Origin of the sequence: Streptomyces sp. NPDC090032, from assembly GCF_044748025.1 — a bacterium.
In the GTDB taxonomy this organism is placed as follows: Bacteria; Actinomycetota; Actinomycetes; order Streptomycetales; family Streptomycetaceae; genus Streptomyces.
Genome location: NZ_JBIVFF010000022.1, coordinates 88662 through 108069 on the forward strand (window position 1 = coordinate 88662; position 19408 = coordinate 108069).

Sequence of the window (19408 nt, forward strand, 5' to 3'; positions counted from 1 at the left end):
CCCGGGGAGTCGCCTCCCCGGGGCCCGACCGTGCGGTTCATCGCAGACCGTACGCCCGGATGATCTCGTTCTTGACGCTGAAGCCGCTGTCCGTCCCGGCGCTCGCGCGGACCGAGAGGAAGCCGCCGGGCTTCTTCGCTGTCCTGAACGAACCCGTCCAGTAGCCGTGGGCGCCCTTGGACAGGGTCACCTTCTGCCACGTGGCGCCGTCGTCGTACGAGACGTCCAGCTTCACCTTGGTGACGGTGCCCGGCACGTTGCCGAGGTCCATCGACACCGGCTTGAGCGCGATCTGCTGGGTCGCGTCGGCCTTGACGTCGCCGTGCAGGTCCGACTCCAGCTTGTAGTTCAGGTTCAGCACCGAGAACGGCTCGAAGAAGTCCGAGTCGACGGTGTCCGACATGAACGTCCACTCGGTGTGGGTGCGCGTCGACAACCGGAAGGTGTCACTGGGCCGCTCCGCGTCGAGGACGGCGCGGTAGGGCAGGTTGCCCGCCGGCACCTCGACCCACTGCATGTCCGTGCTGCTCGGGTTGTCGTGGATCAGCTTGTCGCCCTGGAAGACCTGTAGGTGGGTCGGCGTCTCACCCCAGTCCAGGAAGCCGCCCAGCCGCATGTTGTCGCTGGCCGAGGCCCATGCCTGCACGTTCCAGGTCATGTAGTTCTGCCAGCGGGAGTTGTACACGCCAAAGGACTCGCCCTGGCCGGGCCGGGTCGCCGGAGCGAACCAGTCCAGACGGGTGGTGCTGCCCTTGCCGTACGTGTTGTCGCCCGAGACCATCACCCACGGCAGGTCTCCGTCGACGCCCTGCGCATGGAACTCCCTCCAGACCTGGCCCGGGGTCACCCATTCGGTGCGGGTGCCCGGGTGCCACTCGCGCTCGGGGAGATTGAACGACGGGCTGAGGGTGAAGTCGGACCGGTAACCTTCCGCCACCCTGCCGTCCGTTGCCGAGTAGTAGCGGGCATCGATCCGGGCGAGGTCACCCTTGGTCGGCTTGTAGACCAAGGCCCGGTCCGGCACTTGGCCGGGGTATTCCCGTGTCAGGTCGTAGACGAACGGCGTGTACTCGGTCTGCTTCGCGGTCAGCTTCAGGAAGCCGGCCTTGGCCATCGAGACAAGGGTCCTGCCCGCATCGCGGTGCACGGTGGCGACCGGGATGGTCGACTCGCCGACGTACTCCATCAGGGCACCGACACCGTCGTTGACCACGATCAGCGCCTTCGCACCGGCCTCGGCAGCCGCCTCGGTGCGCTCCTCCGGCGACACCTCGTCGCTGCGCTTGATGACGACGGCCTTGCCCTTGGCTCTGACCTTCTTGTATTCGGCCGCCGCGCCGGTGCCCGCGTAGACGGCGTCCAGCTTGTCGGTGGCGGTGCCCAGCGCGCTGCCCGCCTGTACCAGTGTCTCGAAGCGGAGCCGGCCGCCCGGCGTGCTCAGGCTGAGCCGCGGCTCGCCCTTGCGCCAGCGGGTGGTCAGCAGGAACTCGCCCTGCTTCATCGGCTTCGTCGGCGCGACGTAGACGTCGTCGTACGTCGGCGGCAGCACGTACGCGCTGCGGTAGTCCATGAACGGGTCGAGGCCCTTGTAGTGGACGTTGAAGTCGACCTTGCGCTGGCGGTCCTCCGTGCGCTGCGGCGCCTCGGTCTGCAGCAGGCGTGCCTTGCGCGCGTCCAGCACCACGTCCGCGGAGCCGTTCCTGAGCACGGTCTCCGGGGCGACCAGCACGGCCAGACCGGAGCGGTCAGCCTTCTCGCCGGCCACGTCGAGGTACCCCGCGGCGGTGTACAGGCCGGGGGCCATGCGCATGGTGGTCGAGCCGTCGACGTAGACGTTCCACGGCCAGAAGTCGCCGGCCAGGTTGACGGTGACCCAGCCGGCGGCGGGCTTGCCGTCCCGGCCGACCAGCTTGATGTTCAGGTCGTAGCGCTCCTCCTCCTTGAGCAGTGCGACGGAGGTGCGGGTCACCGGCTTCCCGGTGGCCGCATCGGTGCCTATCACGTAGCCGACGTGCCGGCCGGCCGAGACGGCTTGCGGGTCACCGGTCGCCGGGACGGTGGCTGTGCCGCCCGCCGGGACGGTCACCTTGGTCGCTCCCAGCGCGAACGGGCCGCCGCCGTCGCTCAGCGCCAGATTCAGCGTGACGTCGGCCGAACCTGAGTTGGTGAACGTCAGGTCCTTCTTGACGGCGACGTCGCTCGGCTCGTGCGGCCACGTGTAGTTGCCGAAGAAGAGCGATCCGGTACCGCGGACCGTGGTGCGCACGGCGGCGGCCACATCGACACGTCCGGTGCCGACCTCGTACGGCGAGTACCCCTCGTCCAGCGCCTTCGCGGTGCTCATCAGGTGTTCCTTGAGCTGCGCGCCGGTCCAGTCCGGGTGCCGCTGGGCCAGGATCGCCGCCGCGCCGACCACGTGCGGGGTGGCCATCGAGGTGCCGCTGAGGGTGCGGTAAAGGCCCTCACCACCGTCGGTCATCTCCTGCGAGCGGGCCGCGGTGATGTCCACGCCGGGCGCCGCGATGTCCGGCTTCATGCCGCCGGAGCCGGCCAGCGGGCCGGTGCTCGAGAAGGACGCGAGCCGGTCCTGCTTGTCCGTGGCGGCCACGGTCAGCGCCGAGGCGGCCGCGCCCGGGGCGGAGATGCTCTCCGGGCCCGCGTTACCGGCGGCGATGACGAACAGAGTGCCGTACTGCTCGGAGAGCGCGTCGACCGTCTGCGACATCGGGTCGCTGCCGTCCGTCGGGTAGGTGTCGCCGAGGCTCATGTTGACGACGTCCGCACCGGATTCGGCGGCCCACTGCATGCCGGCCATGACCCAGGAGTCCTGGCCGTAGCCCTCCGCACCGCCGAGCACCTTGCCGACGAACAGGTCGGCACCGGGGGCGACGCCCTTGTTGTCGCCTCCGGAGGCGGCGCCGGAGCCGACGATCGTGCTGGCCACATGCGTGCCGTGCCCGTTGATGTCGGCGATGGCCTCACCCGGTACGAAGCTGGCCGTGTCGTCGATCACGCCGGCGAAGTCGGGGTGGTTGACGTCGATGCCGGTGTCTAGCACCGCGACCTTGACGCCCTTGCCGGTGTACCCGGCCGCCCAGGCCTCGGGCGCGCCGATCAGCGGCACGCTGTCCTTGAGGTTGACCTTCACGCGACCGTCGAGCCACAGCTTTGCCACACCCGCGCCCAACTTGGCGCTGCCTTGCGGCGCGACGGCTTTCCAGAAGGTGCGGGCCTGCCGCTTCTCGGTGCTGAGCACGGCGCCGCGGATGCCCTTGAGCTTGCGGGTCAGCTTGCTGCCGCGGGGGGCCGTCGGCTCGACGGCCGAGCGGGACTTCGATTGGGCGTACGTCGCGATCAGCGGCACCGCGGCCGACTTCGCGTCGTCGTAGCCCATCTCGATCAGGTCGGTGACGTTGAACAGCCGGCGGTCCAGCTTGTCCGTGCCCAGCAGCGGCATCGCCTCGTCCGGGATGACGAACAGGTCACCTTTGATCTCCTGGATCTTTACGCCGCCGACGGCGCTGTCCGGCCGGTCGACGTCGGCGGTCTGCTTGCCGTCGGCCATCGTGGTGACCGTGACGATGTCGCCGGTGACCAGGGTGACCTTGTGGGTCGCCGAGGGCCTGGCGGGAACGGTGGGCTTGCTCGGAGCGGCTTGTGCGGGCGCTTGCAGAACTGCGAGCCCCGACGCCAGAAGCGGCACCACGGTGGCAGTCGAGATCAACTGCCAGCGTCTGCGCCGGAAGGCGGAAGACTGAGAGGGGGAGGACATGGCATGGGTCTATCGGCCGGTAACGCCCGACGTGAAGGCCTGATCGCGGCAAGTCGACGCCATGGCAAGGACTTGCCAGCCGCAAAGGGCTAGGAACCCGGGCAAGACTCACTCGCTGACGCCGAAATTCTCGTTGGGTTCGGTCGTCGTGCGGGGGCGGGTTCAGGCGTGGGGGGCTGTCCGGCTGGGTCGGCGTCTCGCCGAGGTCGATACGGCGTTGCTCGTCGCGCACCTTGTAGTCGAGCTCTGCAATGCAGACGGCGCAGGTGTACATCGGCCGTTCGCCGTCGGGAGTGCATGCGGGGCCGATCCACGTCTCACGGATGCCTTCGCGGCGGCAGTACAGCCAGCACCGGCCGGTGAGGCACGGACGATGTACGCGAACAGCCCCGCCGCTCGGTGGAGGCGCACATCCGCTACCACGCCCGCCATCGTCTCGAGGCCTTCGTCGGCACCGTGACATGGGGTCGAGGGCCCGCCTCCCGGCTGGGCGAGTTGGCTGGAGTGGGCTGCCGATCGGTGGCTCTTGCTTGCCTGACTGTTCCTCAGCGCACTGACGGGATCGGGACCGTCGCTGCCGTTCCCCAGCGGAGCGAACACGGCCTGCGAGGAAGGCCGCCGGGGAGTTCTGGTGGCCGGAGCCGATGGTCAGGAAGAGCGGCGCGATCATCGGGGCAAAGGACTGCGGCAGGGAGTTCGCGACCCGGAAGACGCTGTGCCGCTCGAAAAGTCATCGTCGTCGGAGCAGTGACGATCCGTTGGCTTTGAGCATGTGCGGGTGATCCTGTCCCTTCCGTACAAGGTGACTCGGGAGTTGCTCTCCCTGCTGTCGGCGCTGCTTCGCAGCAACGGGCGAGAGACGCGGAGCTGCTTGTGTTGCGGTATGGGAATGCGGTGCTGCGCCGGCAGCCGGTCGGCCCGGTCCGCTACGAGCCAGCCGATCAACTCTGGTTCGCGGTCCTCTCCGTTCTGATACCTCGACGTCGCCGGCGCGACGTCTTCCCGGTCACGCCCGGCACCCTCCTCGGGTGGCACCCACGTTCATCGCGGGGAGGTGGGACTACAGCGCACGCAGGCCCGCCGGTCGCCCGCCGGCCTCGCCGCCGGCGAACGCCTGCCCCCATGCCGGTGCTCCTGGCCTGTACGGGCCTGCGGCGCGGACGCCGACGAGTGGGAGCGCCGCGGGAAGCAAGTGAGCAAGGAGATTGCGGCGCACCGGCGCCCGGGCGCTGAAGCCACCGACCGGCCCCGTGTCGCGATCGAACCAGGGAGCCCTACGGCGGGGCGGAAAACAGTGCTAGAAAGTGAATATGAATGGGTTTTTGAGCCCAAAACGCCATGAGTCACACCATCTCTCCGCCGACCCCGCGTCTGGTCAGCGTGAGTTCGAGGGCTCGGGGCTGCGCTCTCCGCTGAATCTGCGCAGCGCAGCCGGGCAGGTGTTCGTTATGCAGGTCGTGATCGTGGTGCTGCTGGTTGCGGCCGCGGTGACGGCCCTGGTGCTCCAGGCGGGGAATGACCGTACGCGGGAGGCCGAGCGCCAGTCTCTGACCGCAGCAGAGACGTTCGCGAACGCCCCGGGCACGGTCCAGGCCTTGAACAGCAAAGATCCGACGGCCGTGCTGCAGCCGCGTGCCGAAGCAGCCCGGAAGCGGGCTGCGGTGACCTTTATTGTTGTTATGGACACCAAGGGAATCCGATATACACACCCCGACCCGAAAGAGATCGGGAAGAAGTTCATCGGCACCATCAAACCGGCGCTGGAAGGCCGCACCACTATCGAGCGGGCCCGCGGGCTGCCCCTCCACGCGGGCAGGGGGCCGGTCATCCAGGCGGTGGTCCCGGTGACCGATGTCCGCGGCTCGGTCGTCGGCCTGGTGGCCGCCGGGATCAAGGTCCAAAACGTGACTAGCATGTTCCAGCGGGAACTGCCGATCATCTTCGGCGCCGGGGCGGCCGCGCTGGCCCTGTCCACCTCCGGGATGGCACTGGTGGCCAGGCGGTTGAGTCGGCAGACACACGGTCTGGAGCCCGCGGAGATGACGCGCATGTACGAACACCATGACGCGGTGCTGCATGCGGTCCGGGAAGGGGTACTGATCATCGGTGCCGACGGACGGCTGATGCTGGCCAATGACGAGGCGCGGCGGCTGCTGGAGCTACCCCCGGACGCGGAGCAGCGGCAGCTGGAGGAGCTGGAGCTGGACACGGACATGGCACAGCTGCTGGCGTCGGGCGAGCCGGCCACAGATGAGGTGCATCTCGCAGGGGACCGACTGCTGGCGGTCAACATGCGCCCCACCGCCCCGCACGGCGGCCAAGCGGGCTGGGTGGTGACGTTGCGCGACACCACAGAGCTGGCGGTGGTCACCGGACGGGCGGCGGTGGCGCGGGAGCGGCTGACGCTCCTGTACGAGGCGGGCAAGAGGATCGGCACCACGCTGGACGTGGTGCACACCGCACAGGCATTGGCGGATGTGGCGACGCCGCGGTTCGCCGACATCGTCACCGTCGATCTTCTGGAGTCGGTGGAGCGCGGCGAGGAGCCGACCAGGACGGCGGGTATGCGCCGAACGGTGATCAGCGAGGGGTACCAGGAACGGGAGGAGATCTACCCGGTCGGAGAGCTGATCACCTACTCGCGGTCGGCCCCGCAGACGCGGGCCCTGGAGACAGGGCGGGCAGTGCTGGAGGACGACCTGCGACAGGCCTGGGGGTGGCGGGAACAGGACCCCGACGGCGCCAGTAGGGCCCTGGAGTGCGGGGTGCATTCGCTGGTGACCGTGCCGCTCCAGGCACGCGGTGTGGTGCTGGGAACGACGAACTTCTGGCGCAAGGGGGATTCGCCCCCGTTCAAGGAAGAAGACCTCTCCTTCGTGGAGGAGCTGGTGGCGAGGGCGGCGGTGGCCATCGACAACGCCCGCCGCTTCACCCGGGAGCACGCGATGGCGGTGACACTGCAGCGGAGTCTGCTACCGCAGGGGGTACCGGAACAGGATGCGCTGGAGGTGGCCTGGCGGTATCTGCCGGCCGAAGCCGGGGTGGGCGGGGACTGGTTCGACGTCATCCCGCTGCCGGGCGCCCGGGTGGCACTGGTGGTCGGTGACGTGGTCGGCCACGGACTGCATGCGGCGGCGACGATGGGGCGGCTGCGCACCGCGGTGCAGAACTTCTCCGCCCTGGACCTGCCGCCGGACGAACTGCTCGGGCACCTCGACGAACTGGTCACCCGCATCGACAGCGACGAGAGCGCCGGCGACGGCCCGCAGGGCCGGCAAAGCGAAGCAGTCACCGGGGCGACCTGCCTGTACGCGATCTACGACCCGGTCACGGGAGTCTGCACGACGGCGCGTGCAGGGCACCCGGGCCCGGCGGTGGTACATCCGGACGGGACCGTCACCTCTCCGGACGTGCCCGCTTCGCCACCTCTCGGCCTGGGCAGCCACTCCTTCGAAACCACCGAGCTGCGCCTGCCCGAGGGCTCACGACTTGTCCTGTACACCGACGGACTGATCGTGAACCGTGACCAGGACATCGACACCGGACTCGTCCTGCTGCACCAGGCGCTGGAGGGCGCGGGGCGGACTCCGGAGGAGACGTGTCAGGCGGCGATCGACGCGATGCCGTCGGCGCACCCGTCCGATGACATCGCACTGCTGGTGGCGCGCACCCGATTGCTCAAGCCGTCCCAGGCGGCGCACTGGCAGGTGCCGCCCGATCCGGCGGCGGTGGCCCCGGTCCGTGCGGAGTGCGGGGCGCAACTGCAGGCATGGGGACTGAATGACATCGGGTTCACCACGGAACTCATCCTCAGCGAGCTGATCACCAACGCCATCCGGTACGGCTCGCCGCCCATCAGCGTGCGGCTGCTGCACTACCGCAGCCTGATCTGCGAGGTGTCGGACGGGTCCAGCACCTCGCCACATGTGCGCAGAGCAGCGACCACGGATGAGGGCGGCCGTGGGCTGTTCTTGGTGGCGCAGTTCGCCCAACGGTGGGGCACGCGGTACACGCCGGGCGGCAAGGTCATCTGGGCCGAACAATCGCTGCACGACGGCGCCGCTGCCGCAACGGGCGACGCACTCACCGAAGCGCTCCTCGACCAATTCGACGATCCCACCCTCTGATGGGCGTGTACCAGCGGCGCTCCGGCAGGAACTGACTTGGCGGTCGGATCCGCCGCGAGGTGAAGCAAAGGCAGAGCTGATCTGCCGACCGCAGCCGAAGGCGCGCAGGATTATCAGGGCGCAGAGAGTGAGCACGACCGGGCCCTCTGAGGGCCGCCCGCCTCCAGCAGCCGGTGGGCTTCCCCAGCCTGCTCGGCCGCCAGGGTCCGTGCGACACGGGGGCACCCCGCCTTCCTGCGCCAGACCCTCTCCCTCGCCGCCCGGAGGGCGATCATCGCGCGCCCTGAGGCTGCCCGTCAGGGATCAGCCTGGTCCGATGCGTGTTCCCTACGAGGGGCAAGTGCCGCGTGGCGCCCATGCGGGCAGCGGGCCCGACACAGCCTAGGGCCCGTACAAGGTGCGGCTCGCTCAGCACTGCGACAATGCGAAGAGGGACTGCGAAGAGTCAGCCGCCCCCCGGGGTGCACAGGCCCGACGTGCGCGTGGCCTCGTCCGGAGTGCCGATCCGTGACTTCCCGCTCGGCGGACGACGAAGTGTCCCGCTGAGGCTTGGGCGCCTGTCCGGAGGCCCGGGTTTTCCCCGGGACCGCATTGGCGGGAGTCCCCTTGGACAGCGGAAAGGCCGGGTGTGAAGCCCGTGGAGCAGAGCATTGACTACCAGGCGTTGTTCTCGGCCACGCCGAGTCCATATTTGGTGCTGCGCCCGGACCTGGTGATTATCGACGTCAACGACGCGTACCTGCGGGCCACCGGTCGGAGCAGGCAGGACCTGGTCGGCCAGTACCTGTTCGATGCCTTCCCAGACAACCCGGCGGACCCTACCGCGGACGGGGTGCGGAATCTGAGTGCCTCGCTGGACCGGGCGCTGCAGTCGAAGCAGCCGGACACGATGGCGCTGCAGAAGTATGACATCCCCGTTCCGTACCGGCCCGGAGTATTCGAGGAGCGGTGGTGGTCGCCGATCAACACTCCCGTGCTGGGGCCGGACGGGCAGGTGACGTGGATCATCCACCGCGTGGAGGATGTGACCGAGTTCGTCCGCTCCCGCTCGGCCCACCCGACGCGCGGACCGGGGGGTAAGCGGATGGCGATGGAGGCCGAGCTGTACACGCGGGCGCGGGAGCTGCAGGTGCTCAACGAGGAACTGCGCCAGGCGCACGCCCGGGAACGCCAGGTCGCCGTCGCCTTGCAGGAGGCCATGCTGCATTCGCCCGACCTGGACCGGCACCGGAATATCGCGGTGCGCTACCTGCCCGCGGTCGGGTCGCTGAACGTGTGTGGCGACTGGTACGACGTCGTGGATCTGCCCGACGGCTCGTTCGGTGTCGCGGTCGGCGACGTCGTCGGCCACGGCCTGGAGGCCGCCGCGGTCATGGGCATGCTCCGCAGCGCGCTGAGCGCCGCCGTCCGTGCCCTCCGCGAGCCGGCCAAGTCACTGGAGGTGCTCGGCCTGTACGCCCGATCGGTCGAGGGCGCGTTGGTCACCACCGCCGTCCAGGCCGTGATCGACACCCACCATCAGCGGATCGCCTACAGCAGCGCCGGTCACCTTCCGCCCGTCCTGGTTCACTCCGACGGCACCAGCGACCTGCTGGACCAGGCCACCGACCCCCCGCTGGGCGCCCGTCCCGAACACGTCCCCCGTCCCCAGGCCACCCTGCGCTACACCCCCGGTGACGTCCTCGTCCTGTACACGGACGGGCTCGTCGAACGCCGCGACGAGGACATCGATGCAGGCCTGCACCGGCTCACCAACGGCCTCACCCGTCATGCCCGCCTGAGCCCAGACCGCCTCGCCGACGCCCTGCTGGCCCACCTTGATGTGGCTGGCGGTGCCCAGGACGATATTGCCCTGGTCGTCGTGTGCCTATGACATCGCGCCGAGGCCTTTCAGGTTGATGTCGCTCTCTGAACCAGTTTGCTGCACTCACTGCCCGCGCAGGCGATCTCCCTCGACGACTCCCGTCCGTGAGGAACGCCGCCGTGACGCGCACGCAGTTCAGCGCAAGCTGGATGCCATCGCGGCGGCCATGCTGGAGTAGCGCGAGGGTGCGAGCCACACAGCGGCCGACGAGCTACGGCGTGCCATCCGCATGGAGCAGAAGCAGTAACAGGGCTGCGTCACGGACGTCCGTCAGCGAGGAACGCGACCTGCTCCGGGGGCTGGTGCGGCGTCGAGGGCACGACCGGCCGTACCGGGGCGGGTGGCACCTGTCGGGGGCGAACCGACCGGGCCGGCGCGAGGGTACACCGCCGCGCCGCCCCCGGGCCGCACAGAATGGCAGAGCCTGCTGCGGGAGGCGCTGGTGCACATGGCCGGATCCGGGCCGGGTAGAGCTCGTCAAGCGATTCGATCATGCCTCGCAGCGCCCGCGCGGACGCGCCTGGGTGGTGCATGGAGGGCGAGTTCGAGAACCGCGCGTTCGTCGGTCGTACAGAACGGATTGCACAGCGGGCAGCCGCAGTGCGGCCCCTGTGTGGAGGGGCCGCAGCCGACAACGTCAGTTCTGGTCGATGGCGGGCGGGGCGGTGCTGACGCCCCAGGTCGTGGGCTTGTGGGAAAGGTCGATCTTGATCGTGCCGGAGCGGAGCAGATCCTTGTGGGAGAGCCAGCTCTGGTGCAATGTGCCCTTGCCCGTGTTCACGGAAGACACGTACTGGAGCTTCGAAGCGTCGGCGCCCGGCGCCTCGATGTTGATCTTGTTTCCGTGTTCGGGCCGGATCTCGACCTTTTCGAACATGGGCGCAGTGACGATGTAGTTGGCGGAGCCGGGCTGCGCCTCAAACACGCCGGCCATGGCGAAGACGAGCAACGACGACGTGGCGCCGAGGTCGTCGTTGCCGGGCATGCCGTACGCGTCGTCGGTGAAGAGCGTTCGCATCGCACGCAGCACCGCGGACGTCTTCCACGGGGCGCCGGTCCACGAGTACATCCACGGAGTGTGGAAGTCGGGCTCGTTGTTGGGGTTGAAGGCGAAGTTGTTGTGGTAGTCGTACGCGCCGCTCACCCACGACTCCGAAGCGGCCTTCGCCGGGTCGGTGAGGACGGTCGGCATGTCGAAGAACTTGTCCAGCCGCTGCTCCGCAGCCGCCTGGCCGCCCATGAGACCGAAGAGGGTCTGCGGGTCCTGCTGGGCGAGCCACTGGTACTGCCATGCGGTGCCTTCGTGGAACGCACCGGCCTGGGTGGGGTCGGGATCACCGGCGACGGTGCCGTCCTCGTTCTTGGCGACGGGGAACCCTGAGAAACCCTGCGACGTGACGCTCGGGTCCCACAGCTTGGCGAAGTTGTCGCAACGCGACGCGAGCGTCGCGGCCTTGTTCTTGTAGCCCAGGTCGCCGGCCATCGTGGACAGCGCACAGTCGCCGAGTGCGTACTCGAGCGTGGCCGAGCCCGACTGGCGGCTGTCGCCGTACAGGTAGCCGGGCAGGTTCTGGTACCCGACCCAGCCGTTCTTGACATACGACGGATTGCCGTCACGGCCACGGAAGATCGACTGGTCGACGGGGACCTGGTTGGCGTTCTTCCACAGGGCGTCGAAGAGCTGGTGCGAGGTGTGCTTGTCGAGCAGCCCACGCTGGTAGATGTCGACGATCCACGGGGTGATGGGATCGCCGCTCATCACGTTGGTCTCGCCGCCGCCGAGCCCCCAGCGCGGCAGCCAACCGCCGTCCTGGTAGATGTGCAGCACGGACTTGGCCATGTCCGCGGCCCTGTCCGGGTTGAGCAGGGCCACCAGCTGGTTCTGCGAGCGGTAGGTGTCCCAGAGCGAGAACATTTGGTAGTACGTGGAATCCGCTCGGTGCACCTTGTCGTCGAAGCCGCGGTAGCGGTTGTCGACGTCGGAACCGATCGACGGGTGCAGCAGCGAGTGGTAGAGCGCGCTGTAGTACGTGCGCTGGTCGGCGGTGCTGCCGCCGGCCACGCGCATCCGGTTCAGCTCGTCGCGCCAGGCGTCGTGCGCGCCGGCGCGGGCCTTGTCGAACGACTTGGGCTGCTCGGCCCCGCGGTTGAGGCGCGCGCCGTCGATCGAGGTGTAGGACAGGCCCACCGACGTACCGACCTGGTCGCCCTTGGCCGCGTCGAACGTCAGCCAGGCACCGGCGCGCTTGGTGCCGCGCGATGCTTCGCGCTGGTTCGGCGTGAGGGTGCCGTCGGTCCAGGTGCCGTACTTCGAGAACGTCCGGTCGAACTTGGCGCTGAAGTAGACCCGGTAGCGCTCCTTGCCGGTCTCGCCGCAGAAGTTGCCGCCCTGGACCCAGCCTTCCACGGTGTCGTTGCCGACCACCTTCACGTCGCCGGCGTAGGTGCTGCCGTTGCTCTCGCCGGCCTCGATGAGGACGTTCTCGGAGCCTGATCCGCCGGGGTAGGTGTAGCGGTGCTGACCGGTCCGCTGCGTGGCGGAGAGCTCGGCCTTGATGCCGTTGTCGAACTTCACGCCGTAGTAGCCGGGCGCGCGGGTCTCGTTGTCATGACTGAACTTCGCACCGTACTGCGCCGGGTCGGACGAGGTGACCGCACCGGTGGTCGGCATGAACCGGATGTTGCCCATCGTCTGGCAGCCGACGCCCGACAGGTGTGTGTGGCTGAAGCCGAGGATGGTGTCCTGCGCGTAGTCGTACGAGGCGTACTTGTTCAGCTGCGTGTCAGGACTCAACTGCACCATGCCGAACGGCGCGGCCGCGCCCGGGAAGGTGGTCCCGTCACCGTTGTTGCCGATCGATGTGTCGACCAGCGCCGTGGGGTCATCGGCGAACTTCGGTCCCTGCTCCCTGGCGTTCGCGACGCCGGCGGTGGCGGAGGCCGTGGCCATAGTGGTGACGATCAACAAGACGGTGAACACGCGTCTCAGCGCTCTCATCGCAGTCCTCTCGTATGACAACGTTGTCAAATCAGTACCTGTCGATCTTTGCCCTTCCGGTGTCGTTCCGTCAATCCATCGTTTTCCGTGGCCGGTTGGGTGTGGGGCGGGGTCCAGGTCCTTGCCTGCGTGGCTTCGACAGGGCGTGCTGGTTCTGCGGGGGTGTTGCAACCCCCTTAAGATCCCGCTCCTCTTGGACGCCGCCCGACGTGTGGCAGGCGGAGCCGGGCGACGGCCTCGCCGAGACGCCGCCTGGCCTGGATCCGGAGGGTGGGGCGGATGGTCGTTCAGATGGCGTCCAGTGCCAGCCCCTTCGTCTTGGGGCCGAAGAGCCCCACGTTGAGGCACAGCAGCACCATGAGTGCGGCGGAGCCGGCGAACACCGCGGTCGCGCCGAGGTCGTCGAGGACACTCAGTGCGATGAACGGCAGGATCACGGAGACCAGCCGCGACAGTGAGTAGGCGATGCCGATGGCGCTGCTGCGCAGGTTCGTGGGGAAGATTTCGGCCTGGTAGACGTGGAACGCGTTGGAGAAGACGTTGCTGCAGAGTGTCAGCAGGAAGCCGCTTCCCACGATCAGCCAGGCCGCGTCGGCGAACCCGAACAGGACGCCGAAGAAGGCCTGGCCGAGGGCGGCGACGATGATGAGGGTGCGGCGCTCGAACCGCTCGATGAGCGGGATCGACAGCGCGGAACCCAGCGGGTAGCCGCAGAAGCTGAGCGCCGCGTAACCGAGCGAGGCGGTCGTCGAGTGGCCCTTGGCTGCGAGGACGACGGGGGCCAGAGAGCCGAAACCGTAGTAGCCGACGGTCTGCAGGACCTGGAAGATCCACCACATGACGGTGCGGCGGCGGTAGGGCGGCTGGAACATCCGGCGCAGTGGAACCCGCACGGTGGGGACCGCTTCGGTCTCGGCTTCGGCCCGTCGTGGCGAGGGGCGCGTACCGGCAGTCCCCGGTTCATTGACTGTCTCGATGTGCACGACGACGGACTCGGCTTCCGCGCGCCGTCCCTTGGCCTCCAGCCATCGCGGGGACTCGGGGAGAGTGCGCCGCATCCATTGGATGCAGAAGGCGCCGAACGCGCCCGCCACCAGCAGCCAGCGCCAGCCGGAGACCCCGGCGATCTCGTGCTCGGCCACCAGGCGTGCGCCGAGGAGCGCCGCCAGTGGCACACCGAGGAAGCCGACGGTGTAGGCCCAGGCGATGTAGCGTCCGCGCACGGCCGTCGGCAGCAGCTCGGAGAGGTACGTGTCGACGAGCACGAGTTCGGCGCCGAGCCCGAGTCCGGCGAGGAACCGAGCCGCGATGAGCCAGTTCACGTCGGGCGCGGCGGCGCACAGCAGGGAGAACGCGGAGTACATGGCGAGGTTGACCAGGAACATCCGGCGTCGGCCGAAACGGTCTGCGAGGAGTGACATGACGTTGGCGCCGACGAACATCCCCAGGAATCCGGCGGCGATGATCCACGACTTCTGGGTCTGGCTCAGATGCCAGGGCTCGGTGAGCGCGGCGGCGAGTACGCCGCCGAGGAACACCTCGTAGAGGTCGAAGAAGGCGCCGATGCCGACGATCGCCGTGAGCCGTCGGTGCCAGGGGCCGGGCCGCAGGACCTCGAGGCGGCGGGACACCGGTGAGGGAGAGCCGGCGGTGGAAGGGGTGGTTTGCGTCATGCGCCTGTCAGCTCCTTTCAAATGTATGCAAGGTACATGCATGCGATGCGACGTGACCATGGTCGTGACGTGGTCGGATACCCGCCTCGGGGTTGTCGCGACGCCGGCCGCGCGTCACCCCGGCCGCCTCTTCCGCGGCGAGCGTGGCACTGAAGTCATGGCGGGCGCGTGCGGGGATGAGGAACTGCGCAGCGCGCTGCGGACGTTCGACCGCCGTATCGACGACGACGTCCTGTCGGATGCCGTCCACCGGCTTGTGGGGCGGACCCCGGACCGCCGAGAGCCCCGGCTTCGACGACAGTCTCCTTCTGAGCCCGACGGCCGCTGTCGTCCGCTCTCCCTGAGCGTCACACCAGGGCCGCGGAGGACGCTCGGCAGTGGAACGGGGATTTCATGCGGTCCGCGAGCATGAATGTCTGCATAGACATCAGTAATTGATGAAAAACGCGGTACTCCTCAGCGATAGCGCCATGTCTCCCTGCTCTGCACGGGTCTGGCGTCTCCGCAGGTGAGCGACGCTCGCGGGGTTGTTGTGCGCTGACGGAGGCACTCTGCTGCACATGTTGGTCAAGTGGTCAGCAGTGGCGAGCTGGCCCAGGATGAGAGATGAACACGTCCCTGTCCAAGCAGCCCCCCGTGATGAGACGCCCATGACGACACGGCTAGGTGCTAGGCCGACGTTTACGGCCAAAGGGCCCAGGTTACTCACGCCGCACGGGGTGTATGCGCCCCAGTACGACACTGATCTGCTGACGCGGGCCCTGCAGAGCGAGCCCATCAGCGGGCAGACCGACGTGCTGGACCTGGGTACCGGATCGGGCGCACTGGCGGTGATCGCCGCTCGGATGGGAGCCCGGGTCACTGCCGTCGACATCTCTTGGCGCGCCGTGTGGACGGCACGCCTGAACGCCCTTCTCAACCACGCTTCTATTACGGTCCGGCGCGCTGATCTGAGCATGGGGTGTAAAGCCAATGCTTTCAATTTGGTCGTCAGCAACCCCCCGTATGTGCCCGCGCCCGCTGGGCAGCGGCCGGTACGCGGCGTTGCCCGGGCCTGGGACGGGGGTGTGGACGGTCGCAGTCTGGTGAACCGGGTCTGTGACGCGGCGCACCAAGCCCTGCGACCCGGAGGTCGGTTGCTGATGGTGCACTCCGAGATGTGCGGTTCAGCTGAGAGCATCGACCGGCTTACCGGCCTTGGTATGTCAGCCGCTGTGATCGACAGGGCACAGGTGCCGTTCGGCCCCGTCCTGCAGGAGTATCGAGTCTGGCTGTGTGCGCAGGGGCTCCTCGACGAGGGGACGGCGACAGAAGGACTGGTGGTCATTCGTGCCGAACAACCCTGAGCGCCCGCGCCGGATCAATATCGCGCCCGAGGGGCCCCTCCTGGTGGAAGGGCCGGTTGAGGTCGTCGACGACGAAGGTGTGGTGCACGTGTCACGGCGTTTCCAGGTCGCGATCTGCACCTGCCGGCGCAGCCGCACCTTCCCCTGGTGCGACACCAGCCATCGCCGACGCGTCGCGCCCGCGGAGGCACAGAACACGGCGGCGGACCGTTCGGACCATGGGGAGGCCACGCCGTGACTGTCCTTGCGGAGTCCCGTTCGCTGGAGTCTGAACTGCCCGCTCCCCGGGGCCCGTTGTCTGCCCGGGTGATCAGTGCTCTGCAGGACCGCGGCCTCGACGTCATTGCACACGACGACGCCGACCCGTACGGCGACGACCTCCAACTCGCGCTGTACGTGCTCTACGAACTGCACTATCAAGGGTTCCGGGGCGTGGCGGCCGAGTGGGAGTGGGATCCGCAGCTGCTGGCCCTGCGGTGTGCTCTGGAGCATCGCTTCCTGGGTGCCCTGCGGGCCGACGTGTCCGTGCGGGCAGACGCCGAGCGGACGCTGGCCGAGCTGCTCGTCGAGCCCGTCGGGCACGACGACGCAAGCGTCAGCAACCACCTGCAACGCGACGGTGAGCTGTGGCAGTTCAGGGAGTACGCCGTGGTGCGTTCGCTCTACCACCTCAAAGAGGCGGACCCGCACGCCTGGGTCATTCCCCGGCTGCACGGCAGGGCGAAGGCCGCCATGGTCGCGGTCGAGTACGACGAGTTCGGTGCCGGACGCGCGGAGGACATCCATGCCCGGCTGTACGCCGAACTGATGGCGGATCTCGGCCTGGAGACCGCGTACGGCCACTACCTCGACGCGGCGCCCGCGGCCGCCCTCGCCACCGTCAACCTCATGTCGCTCTTCGGCCTGCACCGCAGCCTGCGGGGTGCCCTGGTGGGCCACTTCGCCACCGTCGAGACCACGTCCTCGCCGAGCTCACGCCGACTCGCCCAGGCGTTGCGGCGCATGGAAGCCGGAGCGGCAGCCCAGCGGTTCTACGACGAGCACGTCGAGGCGGACGCCGTGCACGAGCAGGTCGTTCGACGTGAGGTGGTCGGTGGCCTCCTCGAAGCCGAACCCGGCCTGGACGCGGACGTCGCCTTCGGCGTGCGGGCCACCGGTTTCCTCGAAGAGCACCTGTCGACAGAGCTGTTGGACGCGTGGCGGCACGGGCGCAGCGCCCTGCGTGAACCTTTGGCCTCGCCCGCCGCCTGAGGCCCGGTCCGCACTGCGGACGTGGACGTCCAGGCGAGGTGAGCGGGCAACCTCCATCGGGAGGTCTGAGATCCCTGATCGTGGGGAGTCTGCGGTTGCGGGCGGACACGGTCTCATAGGTGCTGCCGAACGGCCTCAATCCACAACCTCGCGGTCAAGCGTTCGTTGAGCTCTCCGAACGTCCAGCCCGTGATCGGAAGGTGTCGTCGTGACCAGTGCTATCTCAGTGGAAGACCGCTGCATCGACGCCTTCAACGAACTTCAGAGCAACCGGCACATCACCACCGTCCTGTACAGGCTCAACGACGACCTGGACACCCTCATCCTGGACTACGAGGGGAACTTGACCCACGACGAGCTCCTCAAAACCCTGCCGTCCGATCCACGGCTCGTGGCCTATGAGCTCTGCTTCGCCGACCGGGACGGCAGTCGCAGAGCGGCCATTGTCCTGATCTCCTGGTCGCCCCAGGGCGTCAGTCCCGAGCAGATGGCAGCGTACGCCGCGGTGTACGTCGCCCTCAGAGATCAGCTTGGCGGCATCGACCTCTTCGTCGAGGCCATGAGGCAGTCCGATCTGGAGTACAACCGGCTCGTCCGCGCTGCCCGGACATAGCCTGGCAGACCTCGATCGTCCGCCAGGAGCAGGCCGAGCTCCTTGAGCGACCCGGGCTACCCGGAGGGGCAAAACCAGGCTGAGCCTCAAGACGGGGTTCATACGCGCGCCTATCAACCCGCCCCCGGTCGGGTCCGGCCCACTCGCGTCCGTGGAAACCATCCCGTTCCAACCTCAGCTGCGTCGCGGGTTCTTGGAAGCGGCGTGGCCGGCCCAGCGGGCGTGTTCGCCGACGGCGTCGGCCAGACTGGGGTCGTATTCGCGGGCGCCGATGGGTGAGGCCGGCCGGGTCTGTAGTGCCACCGACGTACCCGCGCTTGCCGGGAACGGTGTCGGCCTGTTCGGCGTGGAGCTCGCCGAAGGGGAGTTGCTCGCGGCGGCTGACGGCGAGGGCGGCCATGGCCACGGCTGCCCTGGATGCGCCTGGCCGGCCCCCGCTTGTGGGGTCTCACCCGACATTGCCGGCATCGAGGGGAACGAGCAGCCCGCCGAGCGCCACGTGCACCACCCGACCCGCCCGTGGAGCACGGCGTCGGTCACGGCCGTGCTCCGGGTGTGGCACTGTCTGCTGCCAGTCGCATGCCGCACCACCGGCATGTATCGCTCACATTGGGAGAAAACGCTAAAATAGGCACGGTTGGCGCATTGAGGGAGGTTCAGCCTCATGTTGAATGGGACACTTCTGGCGATCATCATCGCCGTCGTGGTGGTGGTTGCACTGCTCGCAGTGGCGGGCTCTCTGCTTGCGCGCCGTCGCCGTCTGCGCGAGCGTTTCGGTCCGGAGTACGAGCGAACGATCGAGGACGCGGACAGTCGCAGGGCTGGTGAAAGCGAGCTCAGGGCACGCGAGAAGCACCACGACTCGCTGGACATCAAGCCCTTGGACAGTGGCGCCCGGGAGCGTTACAGCCGGGACTGGAGCAATGTCCAGCAAGAGTTCGTGGACCGGCCTGAAGACGCGGTGCACGATGCGGACCATCTGGTGACTTCTCTGATGCGCGAGCGGGGCTATCCCACCGAGGACTTCGACCAACAGCTCAAGGATCTCTCGGTCGAACACGGGCGCACGTTGGAGCACTACCGGGCAGCCCACGAAATGGAAGCGCAAAGCACTGAGCACAAGGCGACCACCGAGCAGCTACGGGGCGCCATGGTGCACTACCGCGCTCTGTTCGACGAGTTGCTCTCCAACGGCGGCGGCCAAGCCCGACACGCCCGCGCCTGAACGACCTCACCCTCGTTGGATGGGGCCATCCACGCGGCCAGGGACGGAGGAAACATGCAGAGCGACGGCAATTTTGACCGATCGAGCGGGCTGTCGACGGAGGACCTCGCCCAGACCCCGGACCGTACCGATCGACCACAGGACGAAGCCGTAGAAGGGCGGAGCGAGGCTCCTGCCTTCCCCGGCGAGAGCAGCCCCGTCGCGTCGGCCGAACACTCCGAGACCGCGGACGAGAAGACGGAAACGGACGCGCCGGCCAAGGAGGAAGCCACCGAGCTCCTCAGCACGGAGGACGAGGAGGTCTTCCGCTCACGCTGGGGAGAGATCCAGAGCAAGTTCGTGGACGATCCGCGTGACGCCGTGCATTCCGCTGACGCGTTGGTCGCGGACGTCATGCAGACCCTGGCGTCGACGTTCGCCGATCGCAAACAGGAACTCGAAGAGCAGTGGAGCCGGGGTGAGCGGGCGGACACCGAAGACCTGCGCGTGGCTCTGCGCCACTATCGGTCGTTCTTCAACCGTCTGCTCACTGCCTGAAC

At 68.3% G+C, this 19408-nt stretch carries 11 protein-coding genes; 8 read left to right on the forward strand and 3 right to left on the reverse strand.

What is annotated here, in order from left to right; all coding sequences use genetic code 11:
• Positions 1-37: 37 nt before the first annotated feature.
• On the reverse strand, positions 38-3772 hold the full coding sequence (locus ACIPWY_RS37850; RefSeq protein WP_393705664.1) for a S8 family serine peptidase: 3735 nt from the start codon (positions 3770-3772) through the stop codon (positions 38-40).
• 1448 nt (positions 3773-5220) lie between these two features.
• On the opposite strand from ACIPWY_RS37850, the gene ACIPWY_RS37855 reads away from it, so the two are divergent.
• Together ACIPWY_RS37855 and ACIPWY_RS37860 are read left to right on the forward strand one after the other, a co-directional pair.
• On the forward strand, positions 5221-7899 hold the full coding sequence (locus ACIPWY_RS37855; protein ID WP_393705662.1) for a SpoIIE family protein phosphatase: 2679 nt from the start codon (positions 5221-5223) through the stop codon (positions 7897-7899).
• Between the two features lie 637 nt (positions 7900-8536).
• Positions 8537-9772 (forward strand): PP2C family protein-serine/threonine phosphatase, encoded by a 1236-nt coding sequence (locus ACIPWY_RS37860; protein ID WP_393705661.1) that lies wholly within the window; start codon positions 8537-8539, stop codon positions 9770-9772.
• Positions 9773-10400: 628 nt separating this feature from the next.
• Here the strand turns inward: ACIPWY_RS37860 and ACIPWY_RS37865 are convergent.
• Positions 10401-12713, reverse strand: coding sequence for a GH92 family glycosyl hydrolase (locus ACIPWY_RS37865; RefSeq protein ID WP_393705660.1), 2313 nt, complete (start codon positions 12711-12713; stop codon positions 10401-10403).
• 335 nt (positions 12714-13048) lie between these two features.
• Positions 13049-14434, reverse strand: coding sequence for an MFS transporter (locus ACIPWY_RS37870; RefSeq protein ID WP_401536834.1), 1386 nt, complete (start codon positions 14432-14434; stop codon positions 13049-13051).
• A 650-nt stretch (positions 14435-15084) separates the two neighbouring features.
• On the opposite strand from ACIPWY_RS37870, the gene ACIPWY_RS37875 reads away from it, so the two are divergent.
• From ACIPWY_RS37875 to ACIPWY_RS37900, 6 genes are all read left to right on the forward strand, one after another.
• Entirely contained in the window at positions 15085-15780 is a 696-nt protein-coding gene (locus ACIPWY_RS37875) for a HemK2/MTQ2 family protein methyltransferase (protein ID WP_401536836.1), read from the forward strand.
• Positions 15764-16018: a CDGSH iron-sulfur domain-containing protein gene (locus ACIPWY_RS37880; RefSeq protein WP_401536838.1), complete on the forward strand. Its 255-nt coding sequence runs from the start codon at positions 15764-15766 to the stop codon at positions 16016-16018. Before ACIPWY_RS37875 ends, ACIPWY_RS37880 begins: the two co-directional genes overlap by 17 nt.
• Positions 16015-17031: an iron-containing redox enzyme family protein gene (locus tag ACIPWY_RS37885; RefSeq protein WP_401536840.1), complete on the forward strand. Its 1017-nt coding sequence runs from the start codon at positions 16015-16017 to the stop codon at positions 17029-17031. Before ACIPWY_RS37880 ends, ACIPWY_RS37885 begins: the two co-directional genes overlap by 4 nt.
• A gap of 208 nt (positions 17032-17239) precedes the next feature.
• Positions 17240-17644 (forward strand): cofilin family protein, encoded by a 405-nt coding sequence (locus ACIPWY_RS37890; RefSeq protein ID WP_362909770.1) that lies wholly within the window; start codon positions 17240-17242, stop codon positions 17642-17644.
• 664 nt (positions 17645-18308) lie between these two features.
• Positions 18309-18869 carry a hypothetical protein gene (locus ACIPWY_RS37895; RefSeq protein ID WP_362909766.1) on the forward strand — a complete coding sequence of 187 codons (561 nt, stop codon included), beginning with the start codon at positions 18309-18311 and terminating at the stop codon, positions 18867-18869.
• A gap of 54 nt (positions 18870-18923) precedes the next feature.
• The gene (locus tag ACIPWY_RS37900; RefSeq protein ID WP_401536843.1) at positions 18924-19406 is read left to right on the forward strand and encodes a hypothetical protein; all 483 of its coding nucleotides are present in this window, start codon (positions 18924-18926) and stop codon (positions 19404-19406) included.
• Positions 19407-19408: the final 2 nt, after the last annotated feature.

Bases quoted from the DNA above. Each gene is read 5' to 3' on its own strand.
- ACIPWY_RS37865 (WP_393705660.1), bottom strand. From the start codon at position 12,713: ATGGCCACGGCCTCCGCCACCGCCGGCGTCGCGAACGCCAGGGAGCAG.
- ACIPWY_RS37895 (WP_362909766.1), top strand. From the start codon at position 18,309: ATGTTGAATGGGACACTTCTGGCGATCATCATCGCCGTCGTGGTGGTG.
- ACIPWY_RS37870 (WP_401536834.1), bottom strand. From the start codon at position 14,434: ATGACGCAAACCACCCCTTCCACCGCCGGCTCTCCCTCACCGGTGTCC.
- ACIPWY_RS37855 (WP_393705662.1), top strand. From the start codon at position 5,221: ATGCAGGTCGTGATCGTGGTGCTGCTGGTTGCGGCCGCGGTGACGGCC.
- ACIPWY_RS37900 (WP_401536843.1), top strand. From the start codon at position 18,924: ATGCAGAGCGACGGCAATTTTGACCGATCGAGCGGGCTGTCGACGGAG.
- ACIPWY_RS37850 (WP_393705664.1), bottom strand. From the start codon at position 3,772: ATGTCCTCCCCCTCTCAGTCTTCCGCCTTCCGGCGCAGACGCTGGCAG.
- ACIPWY_RS37875 (WP_401536836.1), top strand. From the start codon at position 15,085: ATGACGACACGGCTAGGTGCTAGGCCGACGTTTACGGCCAAAGGGCCC.